Raw genomic sequence first — 26,972 nt, forward strand, 5'->3', positions numbered from 1 at the left:
GGGGAAGCATGCACGGGTTTGAACCGGTTGGCGGCGAGGCCGGTGTCGACCGTCTCTTCGAGAGATGGGCCGAGGTCGGTGTCGACCGTCTCTTCGAGAGATGGGCCGAGGTCGGTGCCGACCGTCTCTTCGAGGCATGGGCCGAGGCCGCGCCCGGGCGTGACGCTCTCGTCCACCCGGGCGGGCGGATGACGTACGCGGAGTTGCGGGAGCACGCCACGGCCCTGGCCGGTGAGCTCGTGGCGGCCGGGGTGCGGGCGGGCGACACGGTGGGGGTGCTGATGGAGCGCTCCTTCCTGCTGCCCGCGGCGGTCCTGGCCATCTGGAAGGCCGGCGGCGCCTACGTGCCCCTGCCGCCGTCGCATCCGGTGGGGCGCAACGAGCTGGTGCTGTCCGACACGGGCGCCCGGATCGTCGTCGCCGACCGGGACCCGGAGGAACTGCTGCCCGGACACGGCCTGCGCTCCGTACGGCCAGGCCTCGGAAGACCGGATCCCGCCAACGGCCGGCACCGGCCTCGGCCCATCTTGGGAGCGACGTCGGATCCCGCCATGGGAGCGACGCGGGGAAGCGCCGCGTCGGCGACACGGGCCGACAGCCTCGCCTACGTGCTCTACACCTCGGGATCGACCGGTGCCCCCAAGGGCGTGCTGGTGGACCACGGCGGCGTGACCAACCTGGCGGAGGGGCTGCGGTCGCTCTTCGGCGACCTCGAAGGGGCCCGCGTCCTGCAGTTCGCGCCGTTCACATTCGACGCCTGGGTCTGGGAGTTCGCGATGAGCCTGCTCAACGGCGCGACCCTGTGCGTCCCCGAGGCCGGGGTGCCGCTGTACGGCCGCGAGCTGAGCCGCATCCTGTGCGAGCTGGACATCACCCACCTGTCGGGCGCGCCGTCGCTGCTGGCCACCCTGCCCGAGGACGTCCCGGTACCGGTGACCACCCTCACCTCGGGGGGCGAGGCGCTGCCCGAGTTCCTGGTGGAGCGGTGGGCGCCCAGGGTGCGCCTGTTCAACGCCTACGGCCCGACGGAGGTCACCGTGTCCGCGACGGCCGGGCGCTGCCGGCAGGGGACCGGCAGGCCGTCCGTCGGACGCCCGCTGGCCGGGGTCGAGGTCCACATCCTCGACGCGGCGGGTGACCCGGTCGCCGAGGGGGAGACCGGCGAACTGTGCGTCGGAGGGCGTGGTGTGGCGCGGGGATACCTGAAGCGGCCCGACCTGACACGCGAGAGGTTCGTCCCCGACAGGTTCGCGGGGCGCCCCGGCGCGCGCCTGTACCGTACCGGCGACCTCGCCCGGCGGCTGCCCGGAGGAGAGATCGACTTTGTGGGGCGGATCGACGAGCAGCTCAACGTCCGGGGATACCGGATCGAACCCGGCGAGGTCGAAGCGGCCCTGATGCGCCACCCGCGCGTCACGGGCGCGGCGGTGACCACCACCGGCGGGGAGACCGGAACCGCCAGGCTCACCGCGTACGCGCAGCTCTCGCGGGGGCCGAGGGTGCCCGCCGGCGAGCTGCGCGACCTGCTCGCCGGTCAGCTCCCCGCGTACATGATCCCGTCGATCTTCGTGACGCTGGACCGGCTCCCGCTGACCTCCCACGGCAAGGTCGACCGCGCGGCGCTGCCGAACGCGGCGGGCAGTCGGCCGCGGTACGGACAAGCGGTGCCCTCGTGCCCGGGAGAGCGAGAGGTGGCCGAGATGGTGGGGCTGCTCCTGGGACTCGACGAGGTCGGCGCGGAGGAGAACTTCTTCGAGCTCGGCGGGACCTCGGTCGACCTCATCACGCTCCAGGCCGACATCCACGAACGCCGGGGGGTCCTGCTCCCCGTCGCCGACCTCATCGCGGCCCCCGACGTGCGGTCGCTCGCGGCACTTCTCGACACGCGCGTCAGGGATGGTGACCGGTCCGAGCGGGACCTCATGCGCGTCAGGGACCGTGACCGGTCCGAGCGAGACCTTGCGACGGCCGCGGCGAGCAGGAGGAACCTGCTCGCCGGAAGCCGGTCACTGGAGGAACGCCGCTGGAAAGGACGACAGAGTTGAAACCGACGAACGCGGACGGCGCCGACATCGCGGGTGCCGGCGTCTCGGGTGCCGACATCGCGGTCGTCGGCATCGCCTGCCGCTTTCCCGGCGCACGCGGCGCCGCCGAATACTGGCGCCTCATCGCCGAGGGCCGCCGGGGCATCTCCGAGCTCACTTTGGACGAGCTGCGGGAAGGCGGGGCGAGCGAGGCGCGCCTCGCCGATCCCGCGCTGGTTCCCGCCGGCGGCATCCTCTGGGACGCCGACCGGTTCGACGCCGCCTTCTTCGGCTACTCGGCGCGCGAGGCGGCCCTCATGGACCCGCAGCAGCGGATGTTCCTCGAAGCCGCCTGGCACGCCCTGGACGACACCGGTCACGCGCCCGGTCACTTCCCCGGCACCATCGGCGTCTACGCGGGGCAGACCCTCGGCACGCACCGCGACAGGGATCGCGGGGCCTTCCTCGGCACCTCCGCCGACCTCCTGGCGGCCGCCGACGACAAGGACTTCCTCTCCACCCGGGCCTCCTACAAGCTCGGCCTGACCGGGCCGAGCATCACCGTGCAGGCCGCCTGCTCCACCTCGCTCGTCGCGATCCACCTCGCCTGCCGGGCGCTCATCACCCACGACTGTGACATGGCCCTGGCCGGCGGGGTCTCCTGGACGCCGCTGCGCCGGCAGGGCTACCTCCACCAGGAGGGCGGTGTCTGGTCCGCCGACGGCCACGTCCGGTCCTTCGACCGCGACGCGTCGGGGTTCGTCCCCGCCGACGGCCTCGGGATCGTGGCACTGCGCAGGCTCGGGGACGCCCTGGCCGACGGCGACCGCGTCTACGCGGTGGTCGCCGGAAGCGCGGTCACCAACGACGGCTCGGACAAGCTCAGCTACGCGGCACCGGGCGTCCGCGGCCAGCAGGCCGCGGTGGAGGCCGCGCTCGCGGTGTCCGGCGTCGACCCGGACACCGTCGCCTACGTCGAGGCGCACGGAACGGCCACGGCGCTCGGAGACGCGGTGGAGGTCACCGCGCTGACCCGGGCCTACCGGGCGGCAGGGGCGACCGGGAGTGGGTACTGCCGGCTGGGCTCGGTGAAATCGAACATCGGGCACACCGACGCGGCAGCCGGAGTGGCCGGTTTCATCAAGGCCGCGCTGATGGTCCACCACGGCCGGATCCCGCCCAGCCCCGTCGTCTCGCCGCACCCCAACCCCGAGATCGACTTCGAGACGAGCCCGTTCCGCCTCGCGGCGGCGGCGGAGGACTGGCCGCTCACGGATGTCCCCCGCCGCGCGGCCGTCAGCTCCTTCGGCATCGGCGGCACCAACGCCCACGTGATCCTTGAGGAGCCGCCGCCGCGCCCGCCCGCCGCCCCGGCTCCCGGGTGGCAGCTCGTCGCGCTGTCCGCGCGTGACGAGACCGCCCTCGCCGAGATGGCCGGATCCTGCGCGGACGCCCTTCATGACGTCTCCGATCCCGAGTTCGCCGATCTCGCCCGTACCCTCGCGGTCGGCCGTCGCCATCTCCCCTTCCGCCACGCCGGAGTCTTCCGCGACCGTTCCCACGCCGTGGCGGAGCTGCGCGGGCACGCGACCGGCGGGTCCGCTCCCGCCTCCGCCGTCCGTACGGGCAACCGCGACGTGGTGTTCATGTTCCCGGGCGGAGGAACGCGGTATCCCGGGATGGGGCGCGAGCTCTACCGCGAGGAACCGGTCTTCCGCGCGGCCGTGGACGAGTGCCTGGACCTGCTGCCCGACCGTTCGGCCGCCGTGCGGTTGCGTGCCCTGTGGACGGACGAGCCCGGTACGGTGCCGATCGCCGTTCCGGACGAGGCGGTCGAGGCGGGCGATGCGGTCGAGGCGGACGAGGTGGTCGAAGCGGGAGAGGTGAACGAGGTGGTCGAAGCGGGCGCGGCGGGGGAGAGCGATCCCTCCCTGGCGCTGCCCGCCGTGTTCGTCATGGAGATCGCACTCGCCCGGCTCCTGGTGGCGCGGGGAGTGACTCCCTCCCTGCTGATGGGGCACAGCCTCGGTGAGTACGCGGCGGCCTGCGTCGCGGGTGTCATGTCGCTGCGCGACGCCCTCGCCATCGTGTGCAAACGTGGCGAGCTCCTGGCCTCGCTGCACGACGGGGCGATGCTGGCGGTTCCCGCCTCCGAGCGGGAGGTGGAGCCCTTTCTCGGAGAAGGGGTGTGCCTGTCGGTGGTCAACGGCCCGGAGTCCTGCGTGCTCGCCGGGCCCGCCGCGTACATCGCCGAGGTCAGGGAGCTGCTGGACCGGCGCGGGATCACCGGCCGCCTGCTGCCGCTCAGCACCGCCGCGCATTCGGCCCTGGTCGACCCCGTACTCGGGGAGTTTCGCGACTTCCTCGCCAGGATCACGCTGCGCGCTCCCTCGGCGCGCCTGATCTCAGGCGTGACGGGGACCGGTGACGCCGACTTCGCCGATCCGGAGTATTGGGTCACCCATCTGAGGGCGACGGTCAGGTTCGACGCCGCGCTCGACCATGTCCTGGCCGAAGGGCCGAAGATCCTCGTCGAGGTGGGTCCCGGCACGACGCTGAGCGCGCCGGTCCGGGCACGGGCGGGCACGGACTCGGTGGTCGTCAACGTCACCCGTCACCCGATGGAGGAGCGGGCCGACAGGGAGGTCCTGCTCCGCGCGCTGGCCCGGTTGTGGGAGGCGGGCGTCGAGGTCGACCTGCCCTCACTCTGGCCGGAGCGGCGGCTCCGGCTGCCCGCGGTGCCCTACCCCTTCGCACCCACCGTCGCGCGCCCGCCGGACCCGGTGCGCGCCGTGGACTCCGCGGCCTCCAACCCGGAACGCTCATCCGACGGCCTGTACGGAATCACCTGGAAACGGGCGGTGGAGGTGCCTGTGGCGGATCCGGGACCCGCGGTACGGGAGCACCGCTGGATCCTGCTCTCCGACTCGTCGTCCCTCGCCGAGGCGATCATCGTGAAGCTGGAGGAGCACGGGGCCACGACGGTCGTCGTCACCCCGGGACGCGCGTTCCAGCGTGCGGCCCCGGACCGGATCACGATCGACCCCGGGTGCGGGGAGGACTACGAAAGGCTCCTGAAGACCGCGGAGGCCGACGCGACCGAACCGCTGCGAATCGTCTGCCTCTGGGGAGCGTCGCTGCCCTCGCGGATCTGCCCGCCGCTGGGCCACGTCGTCGGCCTGGCCCGTGCCCTGAGCGGCCGGCCGCAGGCCGATCTCTCCCTTGTCACCAGGGGTGCCCTGGAGATCACCGGAGGCGAGCGGCTCGACCCGCGCGAGGCCCTCACGATCGGAGCCGCGGGACCGCTCCGCCACGAGCTGGCTGACGCGCGCATCCGGCTCGTGGACCTGGACCCCGGTGACGGAAAGGACCACGGAGCCCGAGCCGCGGAGCTCCTCGCCGAGCTCTGCCGCCCTTCGGGCGAGGACCCGACCGGCCTGCGGGCAGGACACCGCTGGCTGCGCCGGTTCGAGCCGCTGCGGGTGACGCGGGAAACGGGCACCCGGATACGCCGGGGCGGGACCTACATGATCACCGGGGGGACGAGCGGGATCGGGCTGCGGCTGGCCGAGCATCTCGCGGGCACGTACTCGGCACGACTCGTCCTGATCGGGCGCGGAGTATCCGGGGAGTTCCCGTCGCACGGTTCCGGAGCGTCCGGGGAGTTTCCGTCGTACGGTTTCGGAGGTCAGGACGGCGAGGCGATGACGGCTCTCCTCGCGGGCCGGGGAGACGAGATCCTGGTGCGCGGCGCGGACGTCGCCGACGCCCGGCGCCTGAAGGAGGTTCTCGACGAGGCACGGTCGCGGTTCGGCGAGATCCACGGAGTGATCCACGCCGCCGGTGTGCCGGGGGGCGGCATGGCGGAGTTCCTGACCGAGGAGGACATCGCCGCCGCGCTGCGTGCCAAGACCGAGGGGACCGCCACCCTGGTCTCCGTCCTGCGGGAGGTCGGCGCGCTTCCCGATTTCGTCGCGCTGTTCTCCTCGCTGGCCTCGTTCTCCGGGGTTCCCGGCCTCACCTGCTACGGGGCGGCCAACGCCTTCCTCGACACGTTCGCCCTCTGCGCGCGGCGCGACGGCATGCCGGTGCTGTCGATCAACTGGGACCGCTGGAACGGGGTGGGAATGGCCCGTGACATGGAACGGCGCCACCGTGAGCTCACCGGCGAGGGTCTGAGCGGCGGGTTGAGCCCCAAGGAGGGGGTCGCGGCCTTCGAGAGGTGCCTGGCGGCCCTTCCGCTGGGGCAGGTGGTCGTCTCCTCCCAGCCGCCGGGGAGCGCGGGGAAGGCGCCGCGGCGGGTCGCCGTACCCGCCGCCCGGCCACGACCTTCTCAGCCGCGTCGCCCCGCCGTGCCACCCGCCGACGGCACCGAGGAGTGGAGCCCTCGCGAGCTGGAGCTCCTGGCCGTCTGGCAGGACGTGCTCGGCGTCGACACGATCGGGAGGCGCGATGACTTCTTCCTCCTGGGCGGGCATTCGCTGAGCGCGCTGCAGGTGGTCCAGCGCTGCAAGGAACGATTCGGGGTTCAGCTCTCCGTCAAGGCACTGTTCGTCGCTCCGACGATCGAGGGCCTGGCGAAGGCACTCGCCGCGACGCGGGCGGACGGAGAGGAAGTCTCCCGGGCCGATGGCGGGGGAGAGACCGGGGCGGGTGGTCCGCGCCCGGTTCTCGAAAGGAGCGATTTCCCATGACCGAGACGATCTCGGCGGACCAGTGCGTGTGGCTGCGCCGGCAGCGTGTGCTCGCTGCGCCCCGGCTGCGCCTCGTCTGCTTCCCCCACGCAGGGGGTTCCCCGAGTGTCTACCGGGGATGGCAGGACCGGCTGCCCGCGGACGTCGAGCTGTCCGCCGTGTGCTACCCGGGTAGGCAGAACCGGATCAACGAGCGGCCGATCGACCGGATGGAATCCCTCGTCGACCATGTCTGCCAGGTACTCCTCACCCTGGCGGACCGGCCGCTCGCCCTGTTCGGGCACAGCATGGGCGCCGTGGTCGCGTACGAGGTCGCGGTCAGGCTCGCCGGAGAGCACGGGATCTCCCCGGCGGCGCTGCTGGTGTCCGCGCACGCGGCGCCGCACCTGTGCGCGAGCGACGCGCGGAGGATTCCCATCGGTGACGAGCAGCTCGCCGAGCAGGCCGCGGCCGCGGATCCGGCGCTGCTGCGCTTCCCTGAGCTGATGGACCTGGCGATGATCGCGTTGCGCGCGGATCACGACCTCCTGCACGCCTACCGGCCCGCGTTCACCCCGCAGGTCGCCGCTCCGATCGTCGGCTACCTGGGGACGGACGACCGGCGCGTGAGCCACGACGAGATGCGCGCCTGGAGCCGTGTCGCGGCCGAGGGGTTCGAGCTGCGGACCTTCCCCGGGGACCACTTCTATCCGGTGGGCGCGGAGGCGGAACTCGTCACCGACATCGTGACGCGCCTCGGCGACGTCGGCGCGTCGCGATGACTCCCGGCACGCGTGAGGCGGGCGCGGCCATCGTGATCGACGACAGCCCGCCGGTCCCGCTCTTCGTCCGCCGCTCCAGCGCCTGCCCCCTCGACCCGGCCGAGGAGTTCACCCGGTTGCGGGCCGAGGAGCCGGTGGTCCGGGTCACCCTCTCGACAGGGGCGAGCGCGTGGATGGTCACCCGCTACGCCGACGCCCGCCGCGTGGTCGCGGACCAGTGGCGGTTCAGTTCCAGGGCGGCGGTCGACGGCCCCATCCCGCCGCCGGAGCCTCCGGGAGGGTTCCCGCCGCCGCGCCCCGGTTTCTTCTCGACGTACGCTCCCCGCGAGCACGCGCGTGTCCGGGGGATGCTCAACGCGGAGTTCGGTGCCCGCCGGCTGCGGGCACTGCGCCCGCGCATCGAGGCCGTCGCCGACGAGCAGGTGGAGGCGGTACGCCGTTCCTGGCCCCGCGCCGACCTGATCGCGGACTTCGCACTCCCGGTTCCGGCGCGGATCTTCTTCGAGCTCCTCGGGATCCCCGAGCCCGACAGGGAGAGGCTGCGGCGCGACGTCGACATCCTCCTCGATTTCACACCGAGACCGCGGGAGCAGGCGGTCGCCTTCGCCGAGCTGGACACGTACATGAGCGCGTTCGTCTCCCGCTGCCGCCGCGATCCCGGCGACGGTGACGGTCTTGTCGGCAGGCTGATCTCGTCGTACGGCGCGGACCTCTCCGACACCGAGATCGCCGGGATCGCCGCCCAGCTGCTGCTCGCGGGATACGCGACGACCGCCGGTGCGATCGGACTGGGCGCCCTGCTCCTGCTGCGCCACCCCGACCAGGCGGCGGCGCTGCGCGAGGGCACCGCCGACGTTGGCCGCGCGGTCGAGGAGGTGCTCCGCCACCTGTCGGTGGTCTCCTTCGGCAAGGTCTTCACCGCCGAGGAGGACGTCACGGTCGGCGGCCAGGAGATCCGGGCGGGAGAGTACGTGCTGTGCTCCCTGCCGTCGGCCAACCACGACGCCGGCCTGGGGCCCGACGCCGACCGGTTCGACATCACCCGTGAGCCGCTGCCCCATCTCGCCTTCGGGCACGGCGCCCGCTACTGCCTGGGCGCCGAACTGGCCAGGCTGGAGTTGCGAATCTGCGTTCCCCGCCTGCTGAACCGCTTCCCCGGTCTACGGCTGGACGTCCCGTTCGAGGAACTCCGTTTCACCCCGATGAACGCGGCCTACAGCCTCGAATCACTGCCGGTGTCGTGGTAGCCGGTGAGTCAGATCAGCGTACGGAGGAAAGATGCCCAGCACGCCGTATCCCGTGACCGGTTCCCACGACTACCTGGCCTCGCTGACGGAGAAGGTCGGCGGGCTCGACCTGCACTACGGCTACTGGTCCGGACCCGGCGACAGCACGCCGGTCGAGGAGGCCACCGACCGGCTGACCGGGGTCGTGGTCGGCCGCCTGGACGCGCGGGCCGGCGAGCCGGTGCTGGACGTGGGGTGCGGGAACGGGCGTCCCGCGGTGATGCTGGCGGAGCGCACCGGGGCGCGGGTGACGGCGATCGACGTCAACGAGCACGCGCTGGAACGAGGGCGGGCGTGGGCGCGCGAGCGGGGTGTGGAGCCGTTGGTGTCCTTCGAGCGGTGCGACGCGCTGGCCATGCCCTACCCCGACGGCGCGTTCGACGCGGTGCTGGTCTTCGAGTCGACGCCGCACTTCGCGCCGGAGCCCCTGTTCGCCGAGCTCGTCCGGGTGCTGCGGCCCGGTGGCCGGTTGGTGGTGGAGGCCCCGTGCCTGCGCGTTCCCGTCACCGACGACATGCGGCCACGGCTGGCGACGTACTTCGAGATGTTCCAGGTCGTCTCGATCGAGCAGGCCGGGGCGTACGTGGAGATCCTGCGCGCCGCCGGTCTGGACGTCGACGCCGTCGAGGATCTCACCGAGCACACCGAGCCGTTCTACGGGCGGATCCTGGAGCGGCTCGACGCCCATCGCGCGGAGCTGGCGGCCGAGTACGGCGCCGGGACCGTGGCCTGGATCCGCGACGGCATCGCCGACTGGGCCACGATCCCCTCGGGCAGCGTTCTGATCACCGCCCGCAGGCCGAACCGTCCCGTCTCAGCGGACGGGGTCGAAGTCCCGTAGGGCCGCGGGCTGCTTTCCGGTGGTGATCTGCTCGGCCAGCATGCGTCCGGTGACCGGCCCGTGGGTGAATCCCCACATCCCGTGGCCGCCGGCGACGTACCTGCCGGGGGCGCGGGTGGCGCCGATCAGCGGCCTGCCGTCGGGGGTGACGGGGCGCGGGCCGACCCAGGTGTCGGTGCGCTCCTCCCAGGAGACGCCGGTGAGCAGCGGCCGGGCGGACGCGATGATCGCGTCGACGCGCCTCTGGTACAGGGGCGCGTCGGCGTCCCGGAACTCCATCGTGCCGGCGACGCGCAGTTTGCCCTGGTACGGCGTGCAGGCCACCCGCACGGCGGGTAGGTAGATCGGCCCGGGCACCGGCTCGTCCGTCGGCACGGTGAACGAGTAACCGCGTCCGGCGCGTACCGGCACCCGGACGCCCCAGGAGGCGCCGAGCTGGTTGAGCCAGGCACCGGTGGCCAGCACGACGGCGTCGGCGCTGACGGAGTCCCCGTCACTCGACCGGACGGCGATCCCGCCGGAGTGGGAGTAGACGTCGATCACCCGGAAGCCGGACCGGACCGTGGCGCCCCGGGCGACGACGGAGCGGGCCAGTGACCGGGTGAACTCTCCGGGGTCGACGTAGCGCTGCCCGTCCAGCCGGATCCCGGCCCGCGTGCGCGAGGAGAGCTGCGGCACCTGCCTGCCGAGATCGTCACCCTCGAACGCGCTGTACTTGATCTCCAGGCCGGACTCGTTGATGCGCCGGAGCTCGTGCAGGAGCGCCACCGCCTGCCGAGGGGTCTCGAAGGCGGCCATGATCGGGGCCTCGACCGTGGGGGCCTCGACGCCGTTCGCGGTGAGCACGTCGAACGCCTCCAGGCACTCCTCGTTGAACGGGAGGTTGGCCCGCACGGCACGGCCCCAGGACTTCCAGTTGCAGTTCACGGCGAACCGGGTGAGGAACGACAGCAGCGCCGGGTCGGGGGTGGCCGGTATGTGCAGCGGGGCGCTCGGGTCGAGCAGGGAGCGCAGGCCGTAGCGGAGGATCCCGGGCTCGTTCAGCGGGATGGCCAGCCCAGGGGAGAGCCAGCCCGCGTTGCCCCACGACGCGCCCGCGGCCACGTCGTCCCGGTCGACGACCGTGACCTCCACGCCACGTTCCTGCAGGAACCACGCGGTGGACAACCCCACCACGCCGGCGCCGATCACCACGGCCGTACGCGGCCCACCGTCGATGCCCATGACCATTTCTCCGCTCTGACATTCGTTGCCTGCCCTGAGCATCGCTGGCGCGGCCGGAGAACGGGGTGTGCGTTTTGGACAAGCACAATGGTGTGTTTTGTCGGGCGGTGACAAGCGCCGGGAGGCTGGGTCCCGTCCGTTGGGCCTGCTGCCCACCGCGACCGGCTGGGTCCTGTCCGTTGGGCCTGCTGCCCACCGCGACCGGCTGGACGGCGCCTCGCCGAGGCTCCCTCCTCGCCTTACGAGGCACCGTCCGACCGGTCCTCGTCACGGAGGGATCCGCCAGGCGGGGCCTGGGACCGGCCGACGGCCAATGCGATGATCATGGCCAGCCGCTTCTCCGGCAGTTCGAGCTGGAGGTTCGTGATCTCGGCCATCTTCCGCAGCCGGTAGCGGACGGTGTTCGGGTGGACACTGAGGCGGCCGGCGGCGACGGCCAGATCCCCCTGTGCCTCCAGCCACGCGCGCAACGTCTCGATGTACCGGGTGCCCTGCTCGGAGTCATGCCGGGTCAGCTCGGCGACCGGCCCGCGGGCGGGGGTGCGCCCCGCGGCGGCGGCGGCCCGGAGGCGTTGCAGCAGGATCTCGTCCCACGCCTCGTCGTAGACGACCGCCGGGGCGCCGGCGGGCCGTACCGCCCGGAGGGCGAGGCTCTCGTCGGCCTCCTGCCTGCTCGCGGCCAGCTGGGCGGGCCCCGCGGGGCCGCCGACGCCGGCGAGCACGGTGACCCGCCGCGGCAGGACGTTCGCGATCGCGGCGAGCCAGTCGAGGGCGGGCCTGGCATCGTTGTCGCAGGGCAGCACCGTGTACAGGGTGTTGCCGAACAGCGCGCTCCGTCCCGGCCGTGACCAGCCGAAACCGGTGGTCGCGCGTTCGAAGGCCAGCAGGATCGCGGCATGCCGTTCCTCGGCGATGTGCGCCTGGAGCGCGATCACCCGGAACCACTCCCGGGGCAGGCCAAGCCTGCTGATCACCGCGGGCGCGTCGGCGGTCCCCTCCAGCAGCTGGATGACGAGATCGGATTCCACCCGACGCTCCAGGTCCGCACTGACCCGGGAGCGCAGCAGGTGCAGCGCGACCGCCCGTGCCCCGTCAGCCAGGATGATCCGGCGCGCGTCGGAGAGCGGGCTCTCGCATTCGACCCAGATCGATCCCAGTAGTTCGCGTCCTGCCCGCACCGCGACCACCATGCGGCCTCTGAGGCCGTGTGCCGGTGAGGGGTCGACGAACAGCGGTTCGTCGGAGGTCGCCAGATGGGCGAAGACGCCCTCCCGCTCGAACAGCCGGCGCATGGCATCCGGCACCCGCCTGCCCAGGATCGTCTCCAGCCGTGCCGGATCGGCGGTCTGCTGCGAGCCGGAGTAGGCCAGGACCCGCGACATCTGGTCCTCGATCGTCACCGCGTAGCCGAGTTCGGTCGCGAGCGTGTCCGCGAAGGCCAGCAGATCGTTCGGCCCCCGCCCGGTCTGGCTGCCTTCGAGCACCAGGCCGTACACCACGCCGAGGAGCTGGCTCCAGGACACCGCCGGTTCGACGAGCAGCACGGCGATCCCGCCGTCACGGGCCTGTTCCAGCGCGCTCTCGTCGAGGGGAGGGTTCCCGTGCACCAGCACCGTGACGGCCCGTGCCGCCCGTGCCAGGCGCACGGCGTCGGAGGCCGACTCCACGCCCACCGCCAGGAACACGTCGCCGGCCGTGCGGCGGGTGTCGGTCGGATCATGAACCACCACGCTGCGCAGTTCGACATCCCGCGACGCCGGGGCACAGCACAGCCGCGCCCCGTAGCCACCGAGAACGTTCACCAACCGGTCCAGCTTCAACATCCGCGTGCCTTCTGCGTGCCCTCTGCCGCGCCCGCCTGTCGGCGAGCTTGTGGCATGAACACCGTTTTAGCAGATCAGCGGTACGGTGATCCGCCGGGGTGGCGGTGCGGCTGCCGGATCCGGGTAACACTGCCCGCAGCCGGCCGGCGGATCCACGCGTTCGGCCGCGGGAGGTCGTCCACGACAGGTCTCCGCCGGGCCCCGGGCCGACCGGCCCCACGCCCCGCCGGGGGCGTCACGTCCGGGGGCGGTGCGCCGGAAGATCGAACCAGACGCCGGTTCCGATCTGCCCGGTGCCGCACAGCCGGGTCCAGCGCGCCCCGCAGCGCCCGGCGGTGAACTCGTCGACGATCCGCAGGCCCCGTCCGCCGAGTTCCAGTTCCTCCACCTGGTCCGGGATCGTGAACGAGCGGTGCAGGAGACGTTCTATCAGCGGGACCCCGCCGCCGGCGTCGGCCACCTCGGCCCTGATCGGCAGGTCGCGGTCGTGCAGGACACGCAGCTCATAGGGGCCCGGCGCGTAGCTGCCGGCGTTGGTGGCGAGCTCGGTCACCACGACCTCCAGCTCGGCGACCTCGCAGGGAACGAAGGGCGGCCGGGACAGCAGGTCGCGAAGGAGCTTGCGGGCGCGGCGGGCGGCGTTGCCCGGGGGGAGGCACCAGGCGGTCACCCGAAAGCGCCCGCGGTGCTTGCCGCGCACGCCGACATCCAGAGCTGGAGCGTGCTCGGTGAGCATCGTTGCTCCTATCGAGTAGGACACCAGGGCCGCGGGATCGCGCTCGCTGGTCTGAATCACCCATCCTGCGGGACAAGGTCGATATACGGAGAGTCGCTGGACCAATACTGTCCGCAGATCGGTCGGGTGATAGGCCGAGCCGATCAGCTTGGATGATCGGTGGTACCGATACGGCTCCGGCGGCGTCGCATCGCCGGTTACCTTGGCGGCAAGGGAACTCGGCGGCGGGAAGATCGGGATGAACGTCAGCAACGCGAACGCGCGGGAAGTCGACCCCGCACTCTGGGAACGCCCGCAGATGCGACAGGCTCTGGCCGCCCGCGACATGGCCACCGTGTACCGGTTACTGCAGCGGATCGGCGTCTCCCAGCGTCACATCGCCGCCCTCACCGCACAGTCCCAGTCGGAGATCTCCGAGATCCTCAAGGGCCGCCAGGTGATGGCGTACGACGTGCTGGGCCGGATCGCCGACGGCCTGGGAATCCCACGTGGCTACATGGGCCTGGCCTACGACGCCTCCTGCACGGCACCGGCCCCGGCGGCGGCGGCCGACCAGCGCGACGACTCCAATGAGGACGAGCAGGTACGCCGCCTGCTCGCGCACGCCGCGCAGGTGACCATCGGCGCGGCATCCGGGGACGCGGAAGAGTGGACCGAGCCGGTGACGTCCACGGAGACCCCCGTCCCGCACCGTATCGGCATGGCCGACGTCGAGCAGATCGAGACGGTGACCCGCACGCTGCGCGCCCTGGACTACCGGCATGGGGGAGGGGTCTGCCGCGACGCGGTGGTGGCACAGCTGGCCTGGTCACAGCGGCTGCTGCGGGCCGCCTGCCCGGAGTCGGTCACCTTGCGCCTGCACCAGGCACTGGCCGACCAGCACAACCTCGCGGGCTGGACCTCCTTCGACGTCGGCTTGTACGGCTCGGCCAGAAGCCACCTGGCCCGCGCGCTCGAACAGGCCAAACACGCGAGGAACTCCTCGCTGGCGGCCAACGTCCTGTACCGGATGGGCCGTGTCCACCTCCACTGCGACCGCGTCCTGGACGCGCTGCGGTTCTTCCAGCTCGGACAGATCTGCGCGCAGGACGCCAGCTGCGAGCGGACCGTGGCGATGCTCTTCGCCAACGAGGCGTGGGCCTACGCCCTGCTGGGCGACAGCGATCTCGCCCTTAAGTCGATCAACAGGGCGGCCGACGAGCTGGCCCGTGCCCGCGACCGGGGGTCCCCGGCCTGGGTGAGCTTCTTCGGCGCCGCCGACCTCGACGCCACGAGCGGCATGGTCCACGCCGACCTCGCCGAGACCCACCTCGACAGTCACCTCGACGTCGCCGAGCGTTTCCTCACCGACGCGCTCGGGCAGCGTGACCCGAGTATGGCCAGGAGCAGGGCCTTCGAGCTGACCGCCCTGGCGACGGTGCAGCTCAGAGCCGGTGACATGACCGCCGGGATCGCCAACGGCAACGAGGCCGTCACCCTGGCGACCGAGATCCGCTCGATGAGGATCATCGACCGCCTCGCGCCGCTGCAGGCGGTCGCCATGATGCGGGCGCACGCGGGCGACGCCCAGGACCTCGCCCGGCGCATCTCGGCGGTGCGCGCGGCATGACGATGACCGCCGACCAGGCCACCGACCAGGCCACCGACCAGGCCACCGACCAGGCCACCGACCAGGCCACCGACCAGGCTGGCGACCATGCCGCCGACCACGCCGGCGGCCTCACCCGCGACCGGCTTCAGTCGTTGCTGGCATCGGCCTGTGACCGGGCCGGACTCGCGCCCGGCGACGCCGAGCTGATCAAGTTCACGAACAACGCGGTCTTCCGCCTGCGCCGGGCGCCCGTCGTGGTGCGCATCGCCGGATCCTCGGCCGCCCGCTCGCGCGTGCCGACCGTGGTGCGGGTCGCCCGCTGGCTGGCCGACCACGACTTTCCCGCGGTGCGGCTCCTGCCGGGCTGCGAGCAGCCGCTCCAGGTGGAGGGCCACCTGGTCACCCTGTGGGAGCACACCCCCGAGGTGGGCCCGCGTCCCGGCGGCGGCGACCTGGCCGTCCTGCTCAGGCGCCTGCACAGGCTGCCGGACCCGCCGGTGGACCTGCCGGAGTGGGCCCCGATGACCGAGGTCCGCCAGCGGCTCGACGAACCGGAGGACCTCTCCGAGGGCGACCATGCCTTCCTGCTGGACGAGTGCGACGAGGTCGAGGAGCGGCTCGCCGCACTCGACTACGCGCTCCCCGCCGGGGTCATCCACGGCGACGTGTTCATGGGCAACGTCATCGCCGGGCCCAAGGGGCCGGTGCTGTGCGACTTCGACAGCACCGGGATCGGCCCGCGCGAGTGGGACCTGGCCCCGGTGGCGGTCGGCCGCCTGCGGATGGACTACCCCGCCGACGAGCACACGTCGTTCGCCGAGGGCTACGGCTTCGACGTCACCCGCTGGCGCGGATTTCCGGTGCTGCGCCGCCTTCGCGAGCTGAAGCTGGTCACCAGTGTCCTGCCCGTCCTGCGCAGCAACCCGGGCATCCGGTCGCAGTGGGAACACCGGATGCGCAGTTTCAAAGCCCGTGACCAGACGGTCAGGTGGCAGCCGTACCGGTGAGGATCACCGGTGGGTGGTGTCGTACGGCGGTGGCGGGGGTAACCAGCCTAGGGGGAAAGCCCAGGTGAGGGCGCTGGCCGGCTCGGTCGGGTACGGGCCGGTGCGGCCGGAGCAGAAGTGACGGAGAAGGAGACCCTGAGATGTGCCGTCTGTTCGGCCTGAGCAGCACCCCTGAACGTACGCGTGCCACCTTCTGGCTGCTGGACGCCCCGGACAGCCTGAGTTACCAGAGCCACCGCGAACCCGACGGGACCGGCCTGGGCTACTTCGACGACGACGGCACCCCGCACATGCACAAGGCTCCCATCGCCGCCTACGAGGACCGGTGTTTCGCCGAGGAGGCCAAGGAGGTGGAGTCCACCACCTTTCTGGCGCACGTCCGTTTCGCCTCCACCGGCGATCTGGAGGTACGCAACACGCACCCCTTCCTGCAGGACGGGCGGCTCTTCGCGCACAACGGGGTGATCGAGGGACTGGACGACCTCGAGGCGGAACTGGGGAAGGACCGGGAGCCGGTCAGGGGGACACCGACTCAGAGCGCTTCTTCGCGCTGATCACCCGTGAGACCAGGGCGCACGGCGGCGACGTCGCCGCCGGCATCGAGAGCGCCGCACGCTGGGTCGCCAGGAACCTGCCCGTCTACGCCCTCAACCTGGTCCTCACCACGCCGCGGGACCTGTGGGCGCTGCGCTACCCCGACACCCACGAGCTGTACGTACTCCGGCGTGCCGCCGGCGGAGCCGGCGCACCGGCTGAGCCTCGCCGACCTGCGCCCGGAGGCCGCCGCCTCACAGCAGGCGACCTGAGAGCGGGTTCACCGGCCGCGACATCGAGCTGCACCTGGGGGGCGAGGCCGACTGCCGGGTGCGCCGGGGCATCGAGCCGACGGTCAGCCCGGAGCCGACGAGCTCAGGGGTCGGGTCGCTGGTTGACCGTCATGTCCCGGCCGGCCGCGTAGGCATCCCGGCCCGCGTGGACGTTCTGCACGAGGGACGTCGAGGCCGGATGGTCGCGTGCCCACCCTTCCAGCTCGCCGGCGAACTCCTCGTCCCGCCGCGCGTACCAGGACAGTGCCTCGGCCAGCGACCTGATCCGGTTCTCGTCGCCGGGCTCCTCGATCGCCTGGTTCAGCGTCTCCGCCGAGCGCTCGTCGGAGCCGAAGATCGCGCGTATCCTCTCACGGATCCGCTCGACCAGGTCCAGGGCCACCTGCTCGCCCATGGTTGTGGCCGCGCCGCCGGCGACCATGAGGGCCACCGCGGACGACACCGCAGCTATGTCCATCTGAAACCGTCCCTACGCCGATGACTCTGGGACCAGAGTAGGGCGAAGGCGGCCGGAACAGAATCCTCGAAATGTACATCCGCCTCGGTTATCCCAGCCTGGAGACGACCCCGGCGAACGCCTCATAGGCATCGGCCGTAATTACAAAATAGGAAATACCGTACATTTCGCGATATTCCTGGAGGGAGTCCACCAGCCGCTCGGTGTCGCCCAGCAGCAGGTGGGGCGAGCGCAGCGCTTCGGCGACCGGCAACCCGGTGAGCGGGCCGAGCTCCGCGGCCGCCGCTTCCGCGTCCGAGGTCACCGCCGTGTAGTAGACCCGGACGCTGAGTTCCAGCGCGTCGAACCGGGATCCGGCCGCGGCCCGGATCCACTCCACCTTGGCGGCGGTGGCCGCCCCGGTCATGGTCGCCGCGCTGGAGGCGTCCGAACGGCTCGACGCCAGGTTGGCGTTCAGGCCGACGATGTCGGCCTCGCGCGCGGCCAGCGACAGGATCGCCCGCCCACCGCCGCCCACCATCAGCGGCGGCCTCGGCCGCTGCACCGGCCGGGGCAGTCCGGCCACCTCGTCGAGGATGTAATGGCGGCCGGAGAAGCTGAACGACTCGTGCTCCAGCAGACCCTTGACGACGGCGATCGCCTCGGCCAGCCGGTCCACCCGGGTGGGCGGGGCGGGCAGCCCCACCCCGATCCGGTCGTGCTCGGCGCGGTTCCACCCCGCCCCGAGGCCGAGCTCCAACCGTCCCTCCGACAGCAGGTCGACGGTGGCCGCCTCCTTCGCCAGCAACGCCGGATGGCGGAACTCGTTGGCGAGCATGTGCGAGCCGACCCTCAGCGTCGTCGTGGCGTCGGCAGCCGCCAGCATCGCCGGAACCGGTGCGAGCTGGTCGCCGAGATGATCGATGACGAGCAGTGTCCGGTAGCCGAGATCCTCGACCGCGCGGGCGGTGTCCCGCCAGCGGCCCGCGTTCGAGGCACCCGCCGCCTCCACTCCGAAACGGAATGGCCGAATTTCCGCCACGGTATCTCCGTAAATGTCATCTGGTCACAGAACCGGATTTTTCCTTGTCATTCTCCAGCCTTCTCCTCTAATAAGAGCAGAGCCTTCAGCGATTCGCCATGACGGTACCGACCCACTCACGCGAGGCAGACATGCCGGTTCCCCCTGTCAGGTGCGCCGTCGTCGGCTGCGGGAACGTCTCCGCCAAATATCTGAGGACCCTGACCAGGGCGCCGATCATCGACATCGTCGCCTGCTGCGACTCGATCCCCGAGCGAGCCCGGCAGCTGGCCGCGTCCTGCGCGCGGGCCGTACCGGCCTCCCTGCCCGAGACGCTGCGGGACGCCTCGATCGAGCTGGTGATCAACCTGACCCCGCCGCGGTGGCACGCCGGGATCACCCGTCAGGCGCTGGAGGCCGGTAAGTCCGTCTACACCGAGAAACCGCTCGCCGCCTCGGCCGCGGAGCTGGACGAACTGCTGGCCACGGCCCCGGCGGGTGGCCCGATGCCGGGTGGCGCGATGCCGGGTGGCGCGATGCTGGGCGGCGCGCCCGACACCGTACTCGGGGCCGCCGCCCAGGCCGCCCGCCGCGCGATCGACCAGGGTCTGATCGGACATCCGCTGGGCGCGGCGGCGGCACTCCTGACCCCCGGACACGAACGGAGCTGTCCCACGCCCGAGGTCTTCTACCAGCCCGGCGCGGGACCGCTGCTGGACATGGGCGTCTACTACCTGAGCATGCTGGTCGGACTGCTCGGCCCGGTGCGCGACGTCGTCGGCGCGCACCGCCGGCCCGCACCGAGGCGGTCGATCGACACCGGACCGCGCGCCGGGGAGACCTTCCTCGCGGATGTGCCGACCCACCTGGCGGCCCTCCTGGAGTTCGAAACCGGGGCCGTCGCCACCCTGACGACGAGTTTCGAGGTGTGGGGAACCCGGATCCCGCATCTGGAGATCTTCGGGACGGAGGGGACCCTCGCGATCCCCGACCCGAACTTCTACACCGGCAAGGTCCGGCTGAAGACGGCCCGATCGTCGAGATGGACGACCGTGCCCTATCCGGCGGACGCGCCGGGGGGACGCGGGATCGGAGTCGTCGACATGGCGCACGCCCTGCGAGGCCTGACCGAACAGCGGCTGACCGGCGGGTTCGTCGGACACGTCATGGAGACCATGCTGGCCATCGAGACCCCGGAGACCTCCCCGGTGCGGCTGAGATCCCGGTGCGACCGTCCCGCGCCGCTGGGACCCACCCCGTACGCCACCGGTTGCTGGTGGTGCGAGCGGTGCGGTGATCCGTGAGCGCGGCGCTGTGGTCGCTCGGTCTCTCCCTGGTACTGCTCGGGCTGAGCCTGATCAACCGGCCGGTGCGGGCCGTCTGTCCCGATGGCCGCCGCTACCTGCGGGCCGGAGCCGGGCAGCCGGTCGCGCTGCCGTTCATGCTGCGCTGGCTGCTGCCCGCGCTGTGCGGGGACTCCGCACGCCGATGGCGCTGGTGCACGACCGCGCACCTGGTGGCGCTGCCGCCGCTGGTCACCGTATGGATGGAGCCCTGGATCCCCGACGCGCGCCTGCGGGTGGTCGGCGGCCTGTTGATATGCGGCATGCCGGGAATCTGGCGGATCCAGCTCCGCTGGCCGGTGCTCGTCGACGGGACGGCCCTCGCCTGGGCTCTCGGCTCGGCGATCCTCCTCCAGCGCGAGCTCTGGTTCCCAGCCCTGCTCGCGGCCCTCGTCGCCGGGTGCGTCAAGGAGTCGGCTCCGCTGTTCGCCGCCTGTTTCGCCTGGCACTGGCTGCCCCTGGTCGGCCTCGCCGCCCCGTTGATCCGCCGGCTGACCGGCACCGTCGGCGAGGACCACTTCGGGCAGTCCGAGCTGATGCGAGATCCCTGGCGGGCGGGCAGCCTCTACCACGCCGGAAGGTGGTTCGACCCGCTGACGATGCTGACGCCCTGGGGGGCCGGGCTGCTCGCGCTGCTCGTCACCGACGCGCGCGTCGTGCCCATGCTCGTCGTCACCGTGATCCTCGCCTACGCCCAGCTCCTCGTCGCCACGGACACGGCACGGCTGTACCAGTGGGCGGCCCCGCCGGTGGCGCTGGGCGCCGCCTCGGTGATGCCCGACCGCTGGGCGATCGCGATCCTCATCGTCCATCTGTGCAACCCGTGGGCCGGCAGCGCCGAGACCTAACGAAGGAGAAAGAATGACGGGTGTCGTAGGGTTCGGCGGGTCCATTCACGACTTCGCCACCTGGCTGATCACCGAGGACGGCGGCAGCATCGCGATCGAGGACGAGAGGCTCAGCCGGGTCCGCTACGCGCTGCTGGACCCCGACCCCTGCCGGGCCTCCCTCGCCTACTGCCTGGACGCGGCGGGCCTGAGGGCCGAGGACATCCGTGCCTTCGCCGCGAACGACATGCTCACCCCGCTGCGCGGCTGGGAACCCGAGATCTCGATCCGCTGGGTCAACCACCACCGGTCGCACGCCGCGAGCACCTTCTTCACCAGCCCTTTCGAGGAGGCCGTGGTGCTGGTCGTGGACGGAGCCGGAAGCGTCGTCGGACCGGGAGCCGCAGACCGGCACGAGCGGGAGACGACCACCTGGATGCTGGGCCGGGGCAACGAGCTCACCCCGCTCGGCCAGGTGGTGGGGGCCAAGCGGGGCGCCGCGTCGTCCAACGACCTGACGGCGCTGATGTCCAACTCGCTCGGTGACCTCTACCGGGCGGTCACCGAGGGGATCGGCTTCGCCTTCATGCAGGCCGGCAAGGCGATGGCCCTCGCGCCCTACGGTGACGACCGGTTCACCGGCGAGCTCATGGAGGCCGTCGACCTGTTGCCGGACGGACGCTTCACCATCGCGCTGGAGGGACCGTACGGCGTGGTCGAGCGGATCCGCCGGATCCGCGCGGATCGGGTGTCCGGCGGGTTCGAGACCGACGCGAGCATCGCCTTCGCCGGTCAGTGGGTCCTGGAGCGGATCCTGCTGCACGTGCTGGCCCACGCCTGGCGGGTGACCGGCTGTCCCAACCTGTGCCTGGCCGGGGGGGTCGCGCTGAACTGCGCGTTCAACGGAAAGATCATAAAGAACACCCCGTTCGAACGGGTCCACGTGGTCTACGCCCCCGGCGATGACGGAACGGCGCTCGGTGCGGCGATCCTCGCCGCGCTCGAACTCGACCCGCCGGCCTTGACCACGCGCTTCCCCGTCGGTCCATACCGGGGGCGAAGCTACGGTACGGAGGAGATCGACGACCGGGTCCTGCGCCGCACGGCCGAGTTGCTCGACCGGGGCGGGGTGGTCGGCTGGTTCGAAGGGCGCTCGGAGTTCGGACCGCGTGCGCTCGGCCACCGCAGCATCCTCGCCGACCCCCGGCGCGCCGACGTCGCACGGCGGATCAACAGCCATATCAAACACCGCGAGTGGTTCCGGCCGCTCGCCCCGGTGGTCCTCGCGGCGGCGGCCGGGGACTACTTCGACGCCGACTGCGCCTCACCCTGGATGCAGTTCGCCTGGCCCATCCGGCCGGAGCACAGAAAGACGCTCGCCGGCGTATGCCATGTGGACGGCACGGCCCGGGTCCAGACTCTGGCCCCGGAAGACAACCCGTCGCTCGGCCGGCTGCTGGCGGAGTTCGCCGGCCTCGGCGCGCCCCCGGTGCTTCTGAACACCTCGCTCAACATCCGCGGTGAGCCGATCGTCGAGACCCCGGCCGAGGCGATGGCGGTGTTCCAGGAGGCCGACCTCGACGCCATGGTGGTGAACGGGACCCTGATCGAACGCCGGCCGCACTGACCGCGGACGTCGGCGGCAGTGGCGGCAGTGGCGTCGGCGGCGTTGGCGGCGTTGGCGGCGTTGGCGGCGTTGGCGGCGTTGGCGGCGTTGGCGGCGTTGGCGGCGTCAGCGGTATCAGCGGCGTCGGCGGTGTCAGAGGTCGGTACGGTCATCCGCCGGTTCGATCGTCCGGCCGGTCACCGGATCCATCGCGGGCAGCCTGCCGAAGAGCGTCAGCCGTTGCCGTACGCTCCGGGCAGGCCGTCCCAGGCGCGCGGCCACCGCGTCGAGGTCGTAGGAGGCGTCGAAGGCGCGTACCAGCGCCGCGTCCTCGGCGTCGCTCCAGGGCGGGTCCGCCGCCGGTGCCGCCGCCGGTGCCGCCGCCAGGGCCGCGGCCACGGCCCCGAGCGGCTCCGCGAGCTCGGAAGCCGTCACCGGCCCGGTGTCCGGACGCAGGTGAACGGTGATCCTCCAGTCGCCGTAACGCGCTTCGAGGACGTGCGCTCCGTCGTGGCGGGAAACATTGGTGACAATCGCCTTCGTCATCGGGCTCCCCTCGGGGATAATCCTGGTGTCACTCTGGACTTCTTCCCGATGCGGCAGGTGCGATGCCCGAGATGCACGCAGGACGCGACCTCTACGTCGCCGGACGAGACCTGATCATCCATCAGCATCTGGACCAGCCGTTCACCGTCACCGCGGGGCTCTACCAGCTCCCCGCCGACCTCGCGGACTTCACCGGACGCGAAGAGGCGTTGGAGACCCTGCGCTCCTGGCTCGCCGGAGCCGAGGACACGGTGATACTGAGTGCGATCTCGGGCATGGGCGGGGTCGGTAAGACCGCCCTCGCGGTACGGCTGGCGCACCGGCTCCGGGACCTTTTCCCCGACGGCCAGTTGTACGTGAACCTCAGAGGCGCGGAAGCCGAATCCCTCGACCCCTCGGACGTCCTCGCCGGGTTCCTGCGCGCGTTCGGTGTGCAGGGCCCGGCGATCCCGCCGGAGGTGGCCGAACGCGCCGCCTTCTACCGGGGGCTGCTGGACGGCAGGCGGGTGCTCGTCGTTCTCGACAACGCCGCGTCCGCCGCCCAGCTCCGGCCGCTGCTGCCCGGCATGCCCGGCTGCGCGGCACTGATCACGAGCCGCGAGCGCCTTCCCACGCTGGAGGGCGCCCGAGGCTTCGACCTGGACGTGCTGACGCACGAGGCGGCGCTCGAACTGCTGAGGAAGATCGTCGGTCCGGCTCGGGTCGATGCCGAGGCGGAGGCCGCCGAGCGGCTGGTACGGCTCTGCGGCCACCTCCCGCTCGCGGTCCGGATCACCGGGGCCAGACTGGCGGTCCGGCCGCACTGGCGGCTGGCCCGGATGCTCACCCGGCTGGAGGACGAGCACCGCCGCCTCGAAGAGCTGAAAGTTGGTGATCTCAGCGTGCGCGCCTCGTTCTCCCTGAGCTATGCGGCCCTGAGTGCGGAGGAGCAGTCGGCGTTCCGGCTGCTCGGCCTGGTCAGAGCACCCGACTTCGCCCCCTGGGTGCTCGCGGCGGCGCTCGACTCCGACCTGGCGGCCGCGGAGGAGCTCATCGAGCGACTGGCCGATGTCCAGCTCCTGGAGGCGGTCGGCGAGGACGCGGTGGGGCAGCTCCGCTTCCGCTTCCACGACCTGCTGCGCTCGTTCGCCCAGGAACGGCTGCGTGACCACGGCCCTGCGGACGAGGCCATGGAACGTGTTCTGGGCGGGTATCTGGCGCTGTCCAAACGCGCCCTCTACCTGATGTCGCCGAACAGTAAACGAGACGCCCTGGCTCCCCGGGCGAGGCTCTGGCTGCCTCGCGACCTCGACGCCGACGTCCTGGTCGGCCACCGGCCGATGGACTGGTTCGTCACCGAGGAGGCGGGCATCGTCGCCGCCGTCGGGCAGGCCTACGAGCACCGGCTGTGGGACCTGACCTGGGAACTCGCCGATCCGCTGCACTACCATTTCCGGGTGCTCGCCCGCTGGGCCGAATGGGCGGCGACCCACGAGCTGGCGCTGGAGGCGGCGAGGCTGGCGGGCAACCGGCGGGGCGAGGCGTGCATCCTGCGCAACCTCGGGAACGTCTACCGGGACCAGGGCCGCCCGGCCCAGGCCATCGCCTGCTACGAGGCGGGCCTGGCCATCGCGACGGACCTGGACAGCACGCTGCTGAGCGCCTTCATGCTCAACGGGATGGGTGAGGTCTGCCTGGATCGAGGCCGGATGGTCGAGGCGACCGCCTATTTCGAACGGGCACTGCCGGCCTGGGCCGGGATCGACGACCTGACCGGCGTGGCGTACACCCATACCCATCTCGCGATGAGCTACCTCCAGCTGGGGCGGCTCGACGAGGCCATGGCCCAGGCGGAGCGGTCACTGGTCATGCAGCGTGAGTTCCACGACCGCAGTGGGGAGAGCTACGCGCTGACCGCGATCGGGGACGTCCAGCGGGTACGCGGACACGCTGACCTGGCCGCCGGGTTCTACCGGCAGGTGCTGGAGATCGCACGCGAGCAGGGAGCGAAGCTGACCGAATCCGACGCGCTGGTCAGGCTTGGCTGGGCGCACCGCGACCGGGGTGAGATCGACGAGGCCGAGGCGGCGTTCGCGCGGGCGCTGCCGCCGTTCGTCGAGTACGGGCAGCGGCGCGGCGAGGCGGAGGCCACCGCGGGGCTCGGCGCCGTGGCGGCCGACGCGGGCCGCCTCACCGAGGCGGTCACCCGGCTCGACCAGGCGCTGCGGATCGCGGCCGAAGCCGACGACGCGCTGGCGCAGGCCCGGATTCTCACCCTGCTTGGCGACACCCGGGCGGCGGCGGGCGACACCGGGGCCGCCGCCGGGCAGTGGCGGCTGGCCGCCGACCGGTTCCACCAGGTGGGCTCACCCCGCGAGGCGGAGCTCAGGGAGCTGATCTCAGGTCTCTAACAGCACGCTCGCCTGCATGTAGTTCGCGTTGTAGCCGAGATAGCGGAAGCCCAGGTCCCGTTTGGTGAGGAACTCGCGGAACGCCCTCAGCTCTCCGTCCTCGGCCTCAAGGTAGTTCCAGTACTCGTCGAACTGGATGACCGTCCCGGGCCCGAGACGTTCGCCGAGCAGTTCGAACGCGGTGCGCGTCGAGGAGTACAGGTCGCAGTCGACGTGGACGAAGCCGATCCGTCCGGCCAGCTCCGGCAGTGCCCTCGGGATCGACTCGTGGAACCAGCCCTCGTGCACCCGGATGTCCGGCAGGTCCAGGTGGGGCCTGGCGAACCGGTAGTCGTGCTTCTTCGCCTCACCTCCCCAGTCCTCGGGCAACCCCTCGAACGAGTCGAATCCGTGCAGCGTCATGGCGAGTCCGGCCCGTGCGGCGATGGCCCTGATCTGCAGGGCGCTCTCCGCGCTGCCGAATCCGAGCTCCACCCAGCACCCCAGCGCCGGGTCGACGGCACGGATGCTGGCCTCCAGCAGGTTGGGCTGGTCGTGGAAGACCGGTACTCCGGCGAACTCCCGAGCCTCGAACTCGGCAGCCCTGACCGCGTTGGCGACCTGCCGCCGGAAGGCGGCCGAGTGCGGCACCTCCTGACCGCTGTTGCGCGGCCTGCCGTCGGTCATCCGAGCCGGTCCTCTCCCACCAGGGCCAGGGCCCGGACCAGACCGGCCGACCGGGACGCGGCGGTGACCAGGCCGGGCCAGTGCTCCAGCAGGAAACAGTAGTCGGCGAACCCGTCCACGATCTCCGCGACATGACGGTCGGCACCGTCGAGCGCGGCCGTGCCGATCGCGTTCAGCCGCGCCGCGACGTCGCCGCGGGTCTCCGCCGCCGCGGCCAGGTGCGTCGCGCCGAACTCCGCCGCGAGGCCGGGGAGCGAAGGAGCCTGTCTGGCGACCGCCTGCCGCGTCGTGGCGCCGAACCGTTTCGCGTCGACCTCTCCCGGCGGGCGCCAGAAGTCCTCGGGACGCGCGGCCACCCGAGCGGCCAGCTCGCTCCAGATCCGCCAGAACAGCAGGTAACGCAGGTCCCGTACCGCGTAGCGGACCGCGGCCGAGAAGTCGGAGCGCCCGCGCCGGGTCTCGTCGTAGCGGTGGTAGACCTTCCGGGAGTGGAACAGCACCGGATATCCGACGGCCAGCAGCAGGTTCCGCTGGATGAAGTCCGATCCGAGCATCTCGGTGAGCGGCATCTCCGGCACCGTACGGAAGATCTCCTTGACGCAGGAGACGCCCATCTCCACGCTTCCAGGCCGGTCGGGGGTGACGAAATCGGAGTCGTAGCCGCGGGCCGGCTCGTCGACCAGGTACTCGCGGAGCAGCTCGTCGATCTCCCGATCGCTCAGGCCGGGTTTGACCTGGCGCTCGATACGGCGCATGAACTCCGGTCCGGCCGACAGCAGGTCGCGCCGGTCCAGCGGCGGATCTCCCACGTAGGTGCTGGCGACGAAATACACCCCCTGTCCGGCCAGCGCGCGCAGTTCCAGCTCTCCGGGAAACGCGAGGACCTCCCCGCGCGGCATCGGGCGCGTGTCGGAGTCCCGGCGCAGCAGTACCTGGGCGTCGAGTGCCACCGCGACCAACGCCGCGATGTTCGGCCCCGCCCCGTACGAGACCCCCTCCGGGATCAGGAGCCTTTCCAGCCGATCCCGATCCGCCGGTTCATCGGCCGCCGCTTCCACCAGCGCCCGTACGTAGGCTCGCCGCCCCTCCGGTATCAGATGGAAGGCCCGCGCGGACCGCTCGACGCTGAGCCGCCCGAGCAACTCGGCATGTTCGGGGATCCAGTCGGCCGGAAACGACTCGACGAGCAGGAAGGGGATCTCCTCCCCGTACTCGCGGGCGAGGAACAGGCTCTCGTCCAGATACGAGACGATGGCCTCGGGACAGCGCCGGTGCGTGGGAACGTAGAGCAACCGTTTTGGCATGCCACAGCCTCACTGGGAA

Annotated in this window: 20 protein-coding genes; 12 read left to right on the forward strand and 8 right to left on the reverse strand. The window is 71.9% G+C overall.

Translation table 11 applies throughout. The features are described 5' to 3' along the window. Positions 1 to 8 precede the first annotated feature (8 nt). From OG884_RS27490 to OG884_RS27510, 5 genes are read left to right on the forward strand one after another with little or no spacing between them, the layout of a single operon-like run. Positions 9 to 2,045, forward strand: coding sequence for a non-ribosomal peptide synthetase (locus OG884_RS27490; protein ID WP_326637598.1), 2,037 nt, complete (start codon positions 9 to 11; stop codon positions 2,043 to 2,045). Next, a complete protein-coding gene (locus OG884_RS27495) occupies positions 2,042 to 6,718 on the forward strand; it encodes a type I polyketide synthase (protein ID WP_326637599.1) in 4,677 nt (1,558 codons plus the stop codon). Before OG884_RS27490 ends, OG884_RS27495 begins: the two co-directional genes overlap by 4 nt. Continuing rightward, the gene (locus tag OG884_RS27500) at positions 6,715 to 7,479 is read left to right on the forward strand and encodes a thioesterase II family protein (protein ID WP_326637601.1); all 765 of its coding nucleotides are present in this window, start codon (positions 6,715 to 6,717) and stop codon (positions 7,477 to 7,479) included. Before OG884_RS27495 ends, OG884_RS27500 begins: the two co-directional genes overlap by 4 nt. After that, entirely contained in the window at positions 7,476 to 8,726 is a 1,251-nt protein-coding gene (locus OG884_RS27505) for a cytochrome P450 (protein WP_326637603.1), read from the forward strand. The genes OG884_RS27500 and OG884_RS27505 overlap by 4 nt, the downstream gene beginning before the upstream one ends. Positions 8,727 to 8,757: 31 nt before the next feature. After that, positions 8,758 to 9,606 (forward strand): methyltransferase domain-containing protein, encoded by an 849-nt coding sequence (locus tag OG884_RS27510; RefSeq protein ID WP_326637604.1) that lies wholly within the window; start codon positions 8,758 to 8,760, stop codon positions 9,604 to 9,606. Here OG884_RS27510 and OG884_RS27515 read toward each other — a convergent pair. The 3 genes from OG884_RS27515 to OG884_RS27525 all read right to left on the reverse strand — a co-directional run bounded on the left by OG884_RS27515 (position 9,580) and on the right by OG884_RS27525 (position 13,449). Further along, positions 9,580 to 10,830, reverse strand: coding sequence for an NAD(P)/FAD-dependent oxidoreductase (locus OG884_RS27515; RefSeq protein ID WP_326637606.1), 1,251 nt, complete (start codon positions 10,828 to 10,830; stop codon positions 9,580 to 9,582). The genes OG884_RS27510 and OG884_RS27515 overlap by 27 nt on opposite strands. Before the next feature lie 239 nt (positions 10,831 to 11,069). Beyond that, the gene (locus tag OG884_RS27520) at positions 11,070 to 12,653 is read right to left on the reverse strand and encodes a PucR family transcriptional regulator (RefSeq protein WP_326637608.1); all 1,584 of its coding nucleotides are present in this window, start codon (positions 12,651 to 12,653) and stop codon (positions 11,070 to 11,072) included. Between the two features lie 235 nt (positions 12,654 to 12,888). Further along, a complete protein-coding gene (locus tag OG884_RS27525) occupies positions 12,889 to 13,449 on the reverse strand; it encodes an ATP-binding protein (protein ID WP_326637610.1) in 561 nt (186 codons plus the stop codon). 178 nt (positions 13,450 to 13,627) lie between these two features. Between OG884_RS27525 and OG884_RS27530 the strand changes: the two genes are divergently transcribed. From OG884_RS27530 to OG884_RS27540, 3 genes are all read left to right on the forward strand, one after another. Further along, on the forward strand, positions 13,628 to 14,998 hold the full coding sequence (locus OG884_RS27530; RefSeq protein ID WP_326637611.1) for a helix-turn-helix domain-containing protein: 1,371 nt from the start codon (positions 13,628 to 13,630) through the stop codon (positions 14,996 to 14,998). Beyond that, positions 14,995 to 15,987 carry a phosphotransferase enzyme family protein gene (locus OG884_RS27535; RefSeq protein WP_326637613.1) on the forward strand — a complete coding sequence of 331 codons (993 nt, stop codon included), beginning with the start codon at positions 14,995 to 14,997 and terminating at the stop codon, positions 15,985 to 15,987. Before OG884_RS27530 ends, OG884_RS27535 begins: the two co-directional genes overlap by 4 nt. 140 nt (positions 15,988 to 16,127) lie before the next feature. After that, entirely contained in the window at positions 16,128 to 16,541 is a 414-nt protein-coding gene (locus OG884_RS27540; RefSeq protein WP_326637616.1) for a class II glutamine amidotransferase, read from the forward strand. A gap of 355 nt (positions 16,542 to 16,896) precedes the next feature. Here OG884_RS27540 and OG884_RS27545 read toward each other — a convergent pair whose 3' ends face one another. Together OG884_RS27545 and OG884_RS27550 are read right to left on the reverse strand one after the other, a co-directional pair. Continuing rightward, on the reverse strand, positions 16,897 to 17,271 hold the full coding sequence (locus OG884_RS27545; protein ID WP_326637617.1) for a hypothetical protein: 375 nt from the start codon (positions 17,269 to 17,271) through the stop codon (positions 16,897 to 16,899). Between the two features lie 88 nt (positions 17,272 to 17,359). After that, positions 17,360 to 18,292 (reverse strand): TIGR03621 family F420-dependent LLM class oxidoreductase, encoded by a 933-nt coding sequence (locus OG884_RS27550; protein ID WP_326637619.1) that lies wholly within the window; start codon positions 18,290 to 18,292, stop codon positions 17,360 to 17,362. Between the two features lie 98 nt (positions 18,293 to 18,390). Between OG884_RS27550 and OG884_RS27555 the strand changes: the two genes are divergently transcribed. The 3 genes from OG884_RS27555 to OG884_RS27565 are packed head-to-tail and all read left to right on the forward strand — an operon-like array spanning position 18,391 to position 22,068. Beyond that, on the forward strand, positions 18,391 to 19,575 hold the full coding sequence (locus OG884_RS27555; protein ID WP_326637621.1) for a Gfo/Idh/MocA family protein: 1,185 nt from the start codon (positions 18,391 to 18,393) through the stop codon (positions 19,573 to 19,575). Then, the gene (locus tag OG884_RS27560; RefSeq protein WP_326637623.1) at positions 19,572 to 20,462 is read left to right on the forward strand and encodes a hypothetical protein; all 891 of its coding nucleotides are present in this window, start codon (positions 19,572 to 19,574) and stop codon (positions 20,460 to 20,462) included. The genes OG884_RS27555 and OG884_RS27560 overlap by 4 nt, the downstream gene beginning before the upstream one ends. A gap of 13 nt (positions 20,463 to 20,475) precedes the next feature. Beyond that, the gene (locus OG884_RS27565) at positions 20,476 to 22,068 is read left to right on the forward strand and encodes a carbamoyltransferase C-terminal domain-containing protein (RefSeq protein WP_326637624.1); all 1,593 of its coding nucleotides are present in this window, start codon (positions 20,476 to 20,478) and stop codon (positions 22,066 to 22,068) included. A 132-nt stretch (positions 22,069 to 22,200) separates the two neighbouring features. Here OG884_RS27565 and OG884_RS27570 read toward each other — a convergent pair whose 3' ends face one another. Beyond that, the gene (locus OG884_RS27570) at positions 22,201 to 22,593 is read right to left on the reverse strand and encodes a hypothetical protein (protein WP_326637626.1); all 393 of its coding nucleotides are present in this window, start codon (positions 22,591 to 22,593) and stop codon (positions 22,201 to 22,203) included. Positions 22,594 to 22,664: 71 nt separating this feature from the next. Here OG884_RS27570 and OG884_RS27575 point away from each other — a divergent pair, with 71 nt between their 5' ends. Beyond that, complete coding sequence (locus OG884_RS27575) at positions 22,665 to 24,983, forward strand: ATP-binding protein (protein WP_326637628.1); 2,319 nt, start codon at positions 22,665 to 22,667, stop codon at positions 24,981 to 24,983. On the opposite strand, the gene OG884_RS27580 is transcribed toward OG884_RS27575, so the two are convergent. Further along, positions 24,972 to 25,649 carry a class I SAM-dependent methyltransferase gene (locus OG884_RS27580; protein WP_326637629.1) on the reverse strand — a complete coding sequence of 226 codons (678 nt, stop codon included), beginning with the start codon at positions 25,647 to 25,649 and terminating at the stop codon, positions 24,972 to 24,974. The two genes, OG884_RS27575 and OG884_RS27580, sit on opposite strands and share 12 nt — an antisense overlap. Next, on the reverse strand, positions 25,646 to 26,953 hold the full coding sequence (locus OG884_RS27585) for a DUF6271 family protein (RefSeq protein ID WP_326637630.1): 1,308 nt from the start codon (positions 26,951 to 26,953) through the stop codon (positions 25,646 to 25,648). Before OG884_RS27585 ends, OG884_RS27580 begins: the two co-directional genes overlap by 4 nt. Positions 26,954 to 26,972: the final 19 nt, after the last annotated feature.

Source organism: Streptosporangium sp. NBC_01755 (assembly GCF_035917995.1).
GTDB lineage: Bacteria > Actinomycetota > Actinomycetes > Streptosporangiales > Streptosporangiaceae > Streptosporangium.